This is a genomic window from Persicobacter psychrovividus, assembly GCF_036492425.1.
In the GTDB taxonomy this organism is placed as follows: domain Bacteria; phylum Bacteroidota; class Bacteroidia; order Cytophagales; family Cyclobacteriaceae; genus Persicobacter; species Persicobacter psychrovividus.
This window is the reverse complement of sequence record NZ_AP025292.1, coordinates 1,236,479-1,250,115: the sequence shown is the minus strand read 5'-3', so window position 1 is coordinate 1,250,115 and position 13,637 is coordinate 1,236,479. Positions and strand designations below refer to the sequence as shown.

The window sequence follows — 13,637 nt, the reverse complement described above, 5'->3', positions numbered from 1 at the left end:
CGAGAGTCCCTCTCGTGATAGCCAATGATTATTCTGTAAAGGCATAATTTATGGCATCTCACGGCTCAGCTGTATTACCTATTATTTTCCACGGGTTGCCACCCGAGGCTATTGGAGATGCACCTTCGGCGCACCTTTCTGGTCGTTAAATTCTATTCCACCAAGGTTGAAACCTTGGCCTATCACCGTCAAACCCATTAAAATGGGTTAGGCCTGCTTTTCAAATGAATACCCCAGTTAACAAAAAGGTTTTATGTCTGGGGAAATTTTTACCATGAAATCCGCATCAAAAATCCTATCGCAGGAGTCCCTATCATGATAGCCAACCCATCCTGTAAAGGCATAATTTATTATGTCTCATGTCTTGCATCTCTCCTTAATTACCACCCAAGACTGTAATTTCAAAACCGATTTTTAATAAACTTAATTAGTAATCTCGGTATAAACAGGAATATATTGATAAGAAAATCTACCCTCTTTTTCAGCCTACTATTAGGTTTTAAATTATAATATGCCACCCAAAATAAAATACAAGAAAAAAATAAGTAAGTATAACCAGATGTAACCTTGTAATTTTGTGTTAGCCCATCAATCCCCGAAATGGTTATATCATTCCAAATCATATAAACTCCGCAAATCAATGTTGATACGGCTATCAAAAAAATGGAATCTACTTCTTTCCTCATATTTAATTAATAATTGGTAATGGTGTGATTTTTCGCTCACCTTGTTGAAAACTCTTGAGATGCTCTTCTATTATCATAATAGGGGAAGGCCCCATTAATAACTCTGCCACCCTAAAATATTGTGTAGCTTCCTCAAGAGGTAAAGCATTCCAATTATCTAAACCACCTGCATTTTCAATTGCTCGATTCCGAACTTGGCCTATCACCGTCAAACCCATTAAAATGGGTTGGGCTTGCTTTTCAAATGATTGCCCGCAGTCAACAAAAAAGTTTGATGTCTGGGGACATTTTTACCATGGAATACGTGCCAACCTGCTTTAGCAGGTTTAACGCTGTTAGGCCATTGCTTTAGCTGTGGTGAAAAAAAACCACCCCAAAGAGGTAGGGACGTTGCATGCAACGTCCGTACAAAAACATTTTTGAGCCACCATGAGGTAACCAAAGATTACCGCTCAGGAACCTATCTTGGTAGCCAATTCATCGTGTACAGGCATAATTCATTACATCTCATGATATGTATCACACCTTTAATTTTCATTAATATAGAACCTAAGGCATACCTCAATCACTAATCACATAATGTTCATTGAGATAATTAGCAATAAGGCCAAATATGGCAAATAACGAAAACATAAAAATTAAACAAACTATGATGGAAACAAGACAACCCTCCGGTCCGTCAATCTTTGCTTCCTTTGTTCGATCTCCTCTATATATAACATATCTAATAAATAATTTATTTAATAGCTGCCAACCCCCAAATCTCGCAAACCATATAATTAGTACTAGAAACATCAATACTAACTCTTGATCCAAAGGTAATTTCCCGAAAATACTTGGATCATTCATTGAAACTGTAGTTTTTCATTTCGTTATAATTATGCTTCCAATCCGTTTCGGTAATCACTTGATGTGCCCCCATTTTAACTCCTTCAAAAGTATAATCTACTATACCTTTTGGTGTAAATGGATTAATCAAAAAAGATGGTGAAGCAAGGTTAAGGAATGGCTTTCCTTTTCCTCCTAATCCTACAAATGTTAAAGCGGAATTGAGTGCAGCACTCCCATCCTCTAAACCTTCTAATCTTCTTGATTCAATGTAAAAATTTGAAAACTCTCTATCAATCGTAATTTGATTATAACCTACAGCAAATTCATACTTACCAAATTTTATTGACTCCGCATATAAGTAAGAACGATCCGTAAACGCACTTTGCACACCATCTAAAATCACAGTTCCAACTCCTACTGCATATAAAATTCCATTAGCAGAACCTTCAAGCCATCCACGTACAAACTCATTAGCCAGAACATTTCCCGCATTACCCCTATCCCCATGCCAATCTAAGACTGCCGCTACTTCAAAAATACTCGCTTTATTATCTGTTAAATAAAATAACCCTTCTTGATGTCCCGTCAACTCCCTATCAAACATGACTCTTGAATAACCGCCTTCATCAAAATAATAATACCAATCCTCTCCATCAGGACCCACCCCATTCACAGGATTATTCCCCATCCCCACATAGCCACTCGCAAACTGCCTTGCAGGATCCACCACCATCCAACGACCGATCACGGGATCAAAAACTCGGGCTTCGAAGAAGTTGAAGTTCGTTTCCCCATCTTCTTCTGCGAAATCTCCTTGGTAACCGAAGCGGGTGTCTTTTCCTTCTTTATTGCTATCCATCTGCAAACCATAAGGATAATAATCACGCCATTGATCGGTGGTGAGGCTTGCGCCTTGCCAATAAGCACGGGCACGAACGGAACCTAAATGGTCTTTGAACTCAAAGACGTTTTTACTGAACGTATCATCAGTCTCTACTAAACGCACCCCCAATCGGCCACTGCCATAGAGTGGGATCTCCTTTTGGTTGAGGTCTTGATCATAGATCGCTACAATATTTCCTGATGCATCTCGCATGTAGTATTCGGTTGATTGAGCTTCAAAATTAGTCTTTTTCGCACGGAATCCAAGGGTGTTGTAGTGATAGCTTGCAAGTGGGTTGCTCCGCGACGTGATGTTAGTGATTTTTCCTGATGCGTTGTATTGGAATGGATGTGCCGAAGGTACATTTCCAATAGCCTCGGATGGCTACCCCTGGGAATTAAACCATGGGATAAAAGTGAGCCGTGAGACATAATGAATGATGCCTTTACAGGATAATGGTTAGGCTATCACGAGAGATGACTCTCCGATAGAGCAGGATTCCCCCTACTCAATCGCCACCAAATATCCCGCTGAATTCAGCACATAAGCCTTTCGCTCATACAAGCACGGAACAGACTCCTCCACCTTGTTTTCCATTTTCACCTTCCACAGAATATCGGTAGTACCATCGCCATTGCCTTTGGGTTTGACACAATAAAAGTAAGGCGAAGCGGTAGAGGCAAAATACAAGCGATTGTTATTACCAATCACAGGACCGGTCAGGCCGCCACCACCATCGAAGGTCCATTCGATTTCTCCTGTTTTGGCATCGGCACAGAAGATCTGATTGTTGATCGGAATTCCCCCGATACCTTGTCCATTGAGGCAGGACAAATACACTTTACCATCATGGTAGCCGGGCGTTACGTTGTACATTTTTCCCTGCAGAGAAGGAGTCCATTCTACCTTTTTGGTTTCGGGGTTCAGCGCACGGAAAGTACCACCACCTACGGGAAGGAACAGCTTGCCATCCCCAGCAATTGGCGCCCCACTGTCTGAACCGCCTCCTAATTGAAACTTCCATTTCAGCTTTCCTGTCGCCTTATCAAATTTGTACATATAGTGATCCCATCCACCGAAATAAACATCATTGCCCAAGATCAAAGGCTCGGTACAGGTAGATCGTTCGGTTCGGTAGCGCCACAAAATAGCGCCATTATCGGCACTCAGGCAATTGACATAACCATCAACACCAGGCACAAAAACCCTCTGATTCGCAACATTGGCACTACCCCATACCCAACCGATGCTTTGTGTCCACAGCTGTTGGCCCGTTTCTGCATTCAAACAATAAAAGCGGTCATCACCACCTTCTTGTCCAATATAGATTTTACCGTCATTAATTACGGGCGCACCTGAAATAGCTCCGGTGATTTCAAATCGCCACAGGATTTTACCACTTTGAGCATCCACCGCCTGAACAAATCTTGCAGGGGAACCAATGTAGATTTTACCATTATTCGCCGTCGGCTTGGATTCATAATACGCCCCTCCAGCGATCTGATCCGTTCCGATATATTGCCCATCCTTTTTGAAAGCATTGATGATCGAATGTTCCCAAAGCTTTTTGCCATTTCGGACATCCAAAGCGTAAGCCATCAGATGACCGTCCGTATAAATCGCTTTACCATTTTTGATCTTCACCTGACTGAAGACCTCATGCTCGCCGACCTGTTTTTTCCATTTGGTGATCAACTTTTTACCCGTCCATTCGAATCCATAAGCCTTACCAGAGAAATCAACAGTTACCAAATCATTTCCATCAACCCCAATACCTGCATAGCTGCCATCCTCAAGTGTGGTTTTCGCCAGGAGGGTTCCGCTCATTGCATCCAGAATATACAGGTGTTTTTGTGCCGAACTAATGGCTACACTTTTACCATCGGCAGTAAGCACAGGAGCCGAGAATAATTTGGAAAAATGTCCCGTAGCTCTTTCAAGCTTGGATTTCCAATTCAACTTCCCTGTCTGTCGATCCACCGCATAAAGCCATCCCGTATTCGAACTAAAATAAACCACTTTATCGGTTACCAGTGGATTCTGATTCAACTCACCATCGGCCTGAAACTCCCAAGCGATGCGCTCCTCAGAAGCAGGACGATACCACTGATCCGCTTTCAGGCAATAAAACTGACCAGTCGCATTTCCCACAAAGATTCGGTTGTTATCCAAAACGGGATCGCTGAAGAATGGTCCAATATTGAAATCCCACAATTTCTTACCCGTTTTTGGATTGCGACAAATCACCCGATTGAAAGGCTCGCATAATGGGGGACGTCCTTCGATGTCATGCATGGCGTATGGATAAACAAGGAAATTTTCGTTCACTGCCAAAGGCGCCGAACCCATCCGATAGTCCACATGACCTACCAGAAAACGATCGACTTCTTTGCCCGAGTAACGGTTGTATTTGACAATATATTTGGTTGCTCCACGATTTCCACGACTCCCCATCTGTCGCAAGAAAATATGATCGCCTACAATCTCAGGTTGTGAAGCCATCGCAGGGGCAGAATACAACTGATCGCCTTGAAGTTTGGGCGTATGTTTGAACACCTCATGCACGTTTCCGGTATTCACGTCCATTTTCCAGAGCATATTCCGCATGCCTGGGCTGACCAAATAAAGGGTATCTCCGTCAAAAGCGGGCGATGAAGTCCAACGAATACTCACCGGAGCACGCCACGCCAATTTACCCTTTACCGGTCCATCGGCACCCGAAAAACCCGTGCGCTGGGCATCTCCACGATAATCTGCCCACGGTAAATCGGTAGGCGCATCGGTAAAAGTAAGGCGTTCCTCCCCTTGCTGATGCGCATAACCGACCGATTCCGGATTTTCAGAAAATTGACGTTGCAATTCCTCCAATATTTGGTAGCCCCTTCCTGCAATCTCACCTATCTTTTTGATGTCAGCAGCAGTATAAACCTGTCCTTCCAAGCCCTGAAAAACGGGATTCCATTTCGATACCCGACGCAATTCCAAGTCCACCTGCTCGTATTCAGCGCCCAAATAAACACCTTGCTGTTGAAGCGCAACTGCCCAAAGTTTCATCAGCAAAAGTCGCTTGGCATAATTGCTTTCGTCGGTGGGCTGAACGTTGATTTCCTTGCGCACAGCATCAATCTCGGCATCGCCAGAAGATACAAAAGGTACGGTATCCGCCCATAAAAGGCGGGGTAAAAGTAGAAGGGCGAGAAGTAGGTTGAGCGGTTTCATTGTTTGATTTTTATGTAAAAAAATTAGTGGGAAATGATTGGTTGAAGATAGGCGCCTATGACCAGCAATAGAATTTTTGTACCTATCGATAGAGGCTGTTACACAACAATAATCTGATTTTATATCACGAAATTTTATTTGGCCACTCTACGGGCAGACCTGTGTGTCTGCCCAAATCATCATAAATTTTGTTTGGTTTGGATACACACAAAGGTGCATCCGTACAGCTCACGAAATAATCTTTTGTGCTAAATTCATAGAACTGAGTTGCGCAACAGCCCCCTACATTTATTGCTCTATAACTCTTTTCTCCTCCACATCCACAAACAACACCTGATTGGTGCCATGTTGAGGAAAAGCGAGGCGTTGTTGTTCCCCTGAAAAATCAGGATCCGTCGGGTGACTCAATCCCTTGATCAAAATGCTTGGACTGAAGTCCTTATCCACTTTAATCACTTCTCCTGAAGCCCAATCGGTAATGTAATAATTTCCATTGCCTTTGGTGATGCCTTCCAAATTGCCCAGTTCGACCAATTTATCAGACAGTGGCTCAATGGTCTTTTTCTTGAGATCCACTCGTAGCAAATCCCCTTTTTTCGAGGTGTCAAATCCTTTGCCTGGAATCAATTTCCCCCACGATGCCACCACCAAATAACCATCTTCCATATACAGACCATCGGGTGCTTCAAGGCGTTCTGATTTCAAAAATAGTTTAACTTTCTTTTTCTTAGGAATGATGCGGAAAATCTGATCGCCGAAGAAATCCGACACATACAAATCCCCATTTTTTGCCAAGGCAATATCATTCAAAAATTCCCCTTCAGGAATCGGATAAAAGGCAACCTGTTTTCTTTGGGCGATATCAATCTGACGAACACCATCACGATCTACGGCATACAAATACTGATCGTCGGAGATCATGCCCGAGATGGCATCAAAGCCTTCTTCAAAACCAATCCAAACCGGATCAATCACTTTTCCCGAAGCATCGAGACGGGAAATCCAACTGTAGCCATCACGGTCCAAAGAGATTCCACCACCCAAATTTGAAACAAACCACTGCTTCGTTTTGGCATGCCACAACACCTGATCGGGTGCATCATAAGCCTCAGTGGGTGGTGCATTTAATTGATTCAACCACGATTGATATTGCTCCATTGAACCTTTCAGGTATTGGTCGGGGGCTTCCTTGATTTGATGATTGATAAAACCAACGGCCCCCTTATATTCAATTTCTTTCAACGCTTTAAGCATTGGATACAAATCAAAATTACCCCGATAAAGCGCCATGATGGTACTATTTTCCAAAGTCATCGGCGTCGAACGATCCACCTGACGATCACTGCCGGCAATCGTTACATAAGCCAAATGATCTTTGGCTTTTTTAATAATTTCTGGCAATCGACCTCCATTACCTGAACGGATCTCATGACAGGAATGAATCACCATATTCACATTTGGGCGATCCATCTCCTCGATATAGGTCAATGCCTCTTCTGCAGTTGGGATATTATCATCCGAATGCGGATAGATGGTCATCACCACGTTTTTTTGCTGACAATAATCCGCCACCCTTTCCAATAAAGCCAAAGTTTCTTCATGAGGCATCATCACATCCCGACCGATGATAAACCAAAAAGCAGTCGGTGTGCCCGAAACCTGATCCACCACCTGTTTCCAGCCCTCTCTCACTTTTTCCGGATCATGATGATTATAGCGGAAAAACACCGCCTGAATTGGGAAATCCTTATCCGCCTGATCAAAGTAAGGCGAAAGGTCGATCATCTGCTTGCGGTTGTTTGCCATCAGCGCCACGCCTTTATAACCGTATTTTTTCAACATGGCTTTTTGCTCTTTAACAGGCAATTTGTTCAGCCCACCGAAGTTATAAACATACATGGGCCAGTCGGCTTGAAAGCGCTGAGCCATTGTCATTATTGGTAATAGGAAGAGTAAAATGATTAGGTTGACTCTTTTCATAGTATGGTGTGTTTTATTTGTTTCTTTATGGAATTGAGCCGTAGATAGAAATCTACAACCAGTTATCACACTTTATTTGATGAATCCATAACAGTAAGCGGCAAACAGCTTATCGCTATCGCGAGAGTCCCTCTCGTGATAGCTCTTACCCGATTTTTCCTATCACGAGACAGAGTCACGCGATAGACTAACCTCAAGGTGTTATGCACTCTTATTTGATCGCATACAAAAATCCGCCACTGCTCAGTACATAAGCGCGATTCATATACAGCGCTGGTACCGACTCCTCCACCTTGTTCTCCATTCGGACTTTCCACAACAATTCTCCTTCTTTGGATAGACAATAAAAATAGGGATTGGCTGTAGCCCCACTGTAAATGCGATCGTTGGAGCCGATCACAGCACCGGTCAATCCACCAGCTCCATCGAATTCCCATAGTTTCTGCCCGTTGTCCTTATTCAGCGCATAGATTTTATTTTTCACAGGAACGCCTCCTAAGCCCTTGCCGATCAGTTGGGAAATGTACACTTGCCCATCATGCACCCCGGGAGTAACATTGAAAATCTCGCCATCGAGCTGAGGTTTCCACAGGACTTCCTTGGTCGTGGCATCCAAGCAACGGAAAGATGCACCACCAACAGGGAGGAAAATCTTACCATCTTCACCAACGGGAGCCCCTGAATCTGAGCCACCACTGAGCTGAAATTTCCACAACAGGTCGCCGTTCTCTTTATTGAATTTGTACAAATAATGATCCCAGCCACCAAAGTAAACCGCATCACCCATCACCAAGGGTTCCCCACAGGTAGAGCGGTCGGTACGGTAACGCCAAACAATGTTTCCATTTTCGGCATCGAGGCAATAGACATAACCATCAATGCCTGGAGCGTAGATCTTTCCATCAGATACATTGACTGATCCCCAAACCCAGCCGATATTTTGTTTCCATAGCACCTTACCACTTTTGGCATCCAAGCAGTAAAATTCATCGCTACCACCTTGTTGGCCAATATAAATTTTTCCATGATCAATCACCGGCGCACCTGAAACCGCACCTGACAACTCCGTCTTCCAAACGGCGTCACCACTCAGCGCATCAATACCATAAACAAAGCGTGAAGGCGTACCAACGAACACCATGCCCAAGTCTGCAGTTGGTTTAGACTGATAATAGGCACCAGCCGCCAACTCATCGGTATGGATACGCTCCTTTTCCTTATTATAAAAGCTCTTCAGGAAATCGAACTGCCACAATTTTTCTAATTGAGGATTAAAGGCAAAGGCCGTAAAGTTGGCGTCATTAGCTACCAAAACCCCATTAGCATAAGCCAAATCAGCAAAGAATCGGTGATCTCCTACTTTTACTTTTTTCAATATTTCAGCTTGTGCATTCAATTGATGGAGATGTCCATCCATCGTCATCACATAAGTCATCTTTCCGATCTGAATAGGCTTGGACCTTACCCAATCCGAAAGTTCTCGGGAAGCTTCAATTGCTCCATTCTTTTTATTGATAAAATAGATCAATTGATCAGCTCCACCGACATAAAGTCGATCATTTTCAACATTAATTTTACTGAAAAATCGATGGGTATCCATGGTGATTTTACTGATTTGCTTCTCCCAAACCAATTGTCCATTATATTTATTCAGGGCATAAACCCAACCTGCGTTATCCGAAAAATACAAATTAATTTCATCCGTACTCACGGTCTGATTTACAGCACCTTTCGCCTGAAATTCCCAAGCAATACGCTTGGAAGAAGCTGGCACATAATGTCCTTCGAGATTCAGCGCATATAAGGTACCGGAAGTGGTGCCGACATACACTAATTCCTTATCGATATGAGGATTACAAAAGGTCGTTCCGATGTTGAAATCCCAATGTGTATTTCCTTCATAATCTTTACAAATAATGCGATTGAAAGCCTGAGCAACAGGCGGTTTTTCTTCAATATCATGGTGGGAGAAAGGAAAAACTACATATTTATCATTGGCATCAAAAGGCGCATAACCCGCACGGTAATCAATATGTCCGGCGGTAATTTCCTTCGTAACCTTTCCCGATTTTTGATCAATCACCACAATATCCTTGGCATCGCCCTTGTTACCACGACTTCCCAATTCCCGCATTAAAATTTTACCATTGACCAAAACAGGTGTACTGTTCAGTGCTGGCGTTCCATAGAGTTGATCCACACGCAGGTTGGCTTTTTGCTTGGTTTCATGAATGACTTTTCCCGTTTTCAAATCGAGGGTAAACAGCATGTTCCGCATACCAGGCGAACACAAATACACTTTATCCCCATCAATCAAAGCCGAAGATTCCCAAGGTAAACCGACAGGAAATTTCCAATCAACCACACCCTGAGTGGGACCAGGCGCACCCGAAAAGCCTGTTCTTTGCGCATTGGCGCGATAGTTTGGCCATGGTGTTTGATTTACGGAGGCTGTATTCGTACCTACTGAAGCGACCAACTTTTGGCTTTCATTTTCTTCGGTCAAATGGTTTTGAATACTGTCCAAAATACCCAATCCCTTTTGCACCGTAACTGCATATCGCTTTTTATCAACATCAGACAACACCTTTTCCGCTCCTCCGGTAAAAACAGGATTGTAATTATCCACCGCCCGAAGACTATCATCCACCACAACATAGCCATCACCGAGATCAGCCCCTTGTTGCTGTAAAGAAGTTGCCCATAACTTCATCATCACGCCCCTTTCATTGTAATTGGATAAATCCGTGGGAACCGACCGAAACTGCAAGCGCAACTGATCCAATTCAGCATTGCCTGAAGGAATGAAATTTTTGGGTGCTTGAAAGGTTTCCTCCTTGGGCTGGGTACAGGAAAATAAGAACAAAAAACTAAAGGCGAATGAGGTGAGCAGGCGTATTTTCATGGATTTAGGCTTTTATTTGGGTTATCAAATCATAGCAGGTATTGAATAATTTGGATACACACTTAGGTGCATCCGCAATGTCATTAAGTTAAGCGCATTATCCTGTAGAGACGTTATTTTTAACGTCTAATTCAATGGTGATTTTATAGGTTTCCTCTTAGATTTATTCAAATTGTTACGTGAGTCGTTAAGAATAACGCCTCTACGAGCATTTCAAATTTAGACCTGTGTCCCTCAAAATCCTTAACTTAATGACATTAGGTGCATCCGTACAGCTACCCAAAAAATTTTCTGTGTTAGATTAAAGAATCAACTTAGTATTGGAGGAGACGACCAAACTATCGCGAGAATCTGTCTCGCGATAGCTTAATGGAAAATCATCCCCCGTATATTTTTTTGTTTTACTGAAACTACTCAATACAATGCAAGAAACCACCCGAGTTCAGTACATAAGCTTTCCCGTTGTAAAGTGCCGGAACCGACTCTTCAGTTTTGTTTTCCATACGCACTCGCCACAACAGATTGGTGGTCCCATCCCCATTTCCTTTCGGATCTACACAGAAGAAATAAGGATTAACAGTAGACCCAAAATACACCCGATCATTCGATCCGATAATGGCGCCATTCAATCCACCTCCGCCTTCAAAAGTCCACAATAACTGTCCATTTTTGGCATCCACAGCAAAGATCTCTGCACCTACCGGTACACCACCTAAGCCTTGACCATTCAGCGTAGAAATATAGACCACCCCATCATGATAAGCAGGCGTTACATTGAACATCTTCGCTTCCAATTTTGGCGTCCATAGGATTTTATGATCTTTCGGCACAATCGCTCGGAAAGTACCTCCACCTACAGGCAAGAATACTTTTCCTTCACCTGAAACCGGTGAACCTGAATCCAAGCCACCATTTACCTGATATTTCCATTTCAATTTCCCTGTTGCCTTGTCGAACTTGTACAGGTAATGATCCCATGAACCGAAGAACACTTCATCACCCACCACCAAAGGCTCCGAACAAGTCGAACGCTCGGTACGGTGACGCCAAACAATGTGTCCGCTTTCAGCATCCAAGCAATTCACAAAACCATCCACACCTGGCAAGAAAACCAAGCCATCGGACACGGCGCATGATCCCCATACCCATCCTACTTTTTGCGTCCAAAGGATCTTTCCGTCTTTGGCATCTAAACAATAAAATTCATCTTCACCACCTTGCTGACCGACATAGATTTTTCCATTGTCATAAACAGGAGATCCGGAAATGGCTGCACCGATTTCAGTTTTCCATTGCTGCTCACCACTCTCAGCATTGAGGGCATAAATAAAACGTGATGGTGTCCCGATGAATAGCTTTCCTTCGGCAATCGTTGGCTTAGATTGGTAGTAAGCACCACCAGCCAGTTGATCCATGAAAATACGGAAGCCTTCTTCATCCGTGAAGGATTTAAGGGTACTGAACTGCCATTCCATTTTTCCTTTTTCACTGATACAGAAAGTATAAAGATCCGAATCATTGAACAAAAGATGACCATCGGCCAAAGCCAAATCCGCATAAATGAAGTGCTCACCGAAACGTTTCTCCCAGTTAATTTTGAACTTATTCTTATGAAGATTTACTTGGTAGATATGGCCGTCCATGCTTGAGAAATAAGCATTTCGATTATCTGCAACCGGCGTTGCACGAACCCAGTCATTGGCTTGAGCTTTGAATAAGGTTTTCCCGTTTTCAATGTCCAATATCAGCATCTGCTTATCCGCAGAACCGATAAATACTTTCCCATCTTTTAGGTAAGGCGTAGAGAAATAACGGAAGGCCTGCTGGTGATTCTGCCCGAAAGATTTCTTCCAAATCAATTGACCGTTTCTCTTATCCAAACAATATACAAAACCGTCATTGGCTCCGAATACTACTTTTTGATCATTGACAGCCACTGCCTTGTTGATGCCCGAACCGGCCTGAAATTCCCAGGCAATACGATGACTCGAAGCAGGAGCAAACCATTGGTAAGTTTTCAGTGCATATAAATTGCCAAATTGATTTGTGGCAAAGATTAAAGAATCATCCAAAACCGGAGAAGAGAAGGTCGGGCCAATGTTAAAGTCCCATTTCTTCTTGCCTGTCTTCTTGTCTTTAACCACAATACGGTTGAACGGCTGACAAACAGGAGGCTTATCTTCAATATCATGAATACCAAAAGGGAAAACCACCACTTTGTCGTTGGCTTGTACCGGCGCATAACCCGCACGATAATCCACATGGCCTGCATCGATTTTCTTTTCAATCTTTCCTGATTTTAGGTTCAGAAAAGCAATGTTCTTAGACTCCCCACGATTTCCACGGCTACCCATTTCACGTAAAATCACATGATCGCCGTCAAGGATTGGTGTTGATGCCATCGCCGGACTGCTGTACAGTTGGTCCCCTTTCAGTGAAGGCGTTTGTTTGAAAACCTTGATCGGCTGACCCGTTTTCAGATCCACTTGCCATAAGAAATTTCGGATACCCGGTGAGGTCAAATACACCACGCCATTTTTCACAACCGGAGCAGCCTCCCAAGCCAAACCTACCGGAAAGCGCCATTTGGTCGCTCCTTTAGTCGGCCCCTTGGCACCGGTATAGCCTGTTCTGCCCAAATTTCCTCGATATTGCGCCCAATCGATATTGGAATAAGTGGACGGTTTTACAGGGTCTTCATGTTGATTTCCCACTGCAAACAATACTGATTTTGGGTCGTCCACCAAAGCGTGCTGGTAATTTTCAAGCACCTGATAGCCCTCCTTCAATACTTCGCCAATACCGGCAATATCCTTGTCCGTATATGCTTGTGCGTCCCCCCCATGAAACATCGGATTCCATTTTGAGATCGCCCGCAGACGGGTATCGATACTTGCATAGTTTGGGAAAATATGGACGCCCTGCTGTTGCAAAGATACTGCCCAAAGTTTCATCAAAATAGCCCGTGAAGCATAGTTACTTCTATCGGTAGGCACGACTTGAATTTCACTTCTTACTTGATCCAATTCTTCATCTCCGGAAGAATATTTTGAGGTGAACTCCTGCGCATAGCTAAGGCTATGAATGAGAAGGATACATAAAAAAATTGATAGGCGTTTCATAAGATTAGATT

General features: G+C 43.4%; 6 protein-coding genes. All 6 read right to left on the bottom strand.

Features of this window, described 5'->3' with window-relative positions; all coding sequences use genetic code 11:
- Window positions 1-688 precede the first annotated feature (688 nt).
- Window positions 689-904 carry a hypothetical protein gene (locus tag AABK40_RS05490; protein WP_338397856.1) on the bottom strand — a complete coding sequence of 72 codons (216 nt, stop codon included), beginning with the start codon at window positions 902-904 and terminating at the stop codon, window positions 689-691.
- A 623-nt stretch (window positions 905-1,527) separates the two neighbouring features.
- Window positions 1,528-2,772, bottom strand: a complete 1,245-nt coding sequence (locus AABK40_RS05485) for an RHS repeat domain-containing protein (protein ID WP_479681203.1) — start codon at window positions 2,770-2,772, stop codon at window positions 1,528-1,530.
- A gap of 132 nt (window positions 2,773-2,904) precedes the next feature.
- Complete coding sequence (locus tag AABK40_RS05480; protein ID WP_338397854.1) at window positions 2,905-5,619, bottom strand: outer membrane protein assembly factor BamB family protein; 2,715 nt, start codon at window positions 5,617-5,619, stop codon at window positions 2,905-2,907.
- Between the two features lie 288 nt (window positions 5,620-5,907).
- On the bottom strand, window positions 5,908-7,548 hold the full coding sequence (locus AABK40_RS05475) for a TIM barrel protein (protein ID WP_338397853.1): 1,641 nt from the start codon (window positions 7,546-7,548) through the stop codon (window positions 5,908-5,910).
- A gap of 262 nt (window positions 7,549-7,810) precedes the next feature.
- Window positions 7,811-10,504, bottom strand: coding sequence for an outer membrane protein assembly factor BamB family protein (locus AABK40_RS05470; RefSeq protein WP_338397852.1), 2,694 nt, complete (start codon window positions 10,502-10,504; stop codon window positions 7,811-7,813).
- A gap of 410 nt (window positions 10,505-10,914) precedes the next feature.
- On the bottom strand, window positions 10,915-13,626 hold the full coding sequence (locus AABK40_RS05465) for an outer membrane protein assembly factor BamB family protein (RefSeq protein WP_338397851.1): 2,712 nt from the start codon (window positions 13,624-13,626) through the stop codon (window positions 10,915-10,917).
- Window positions 13,627-13,637 lie beyond the last annotated feature (11 nt).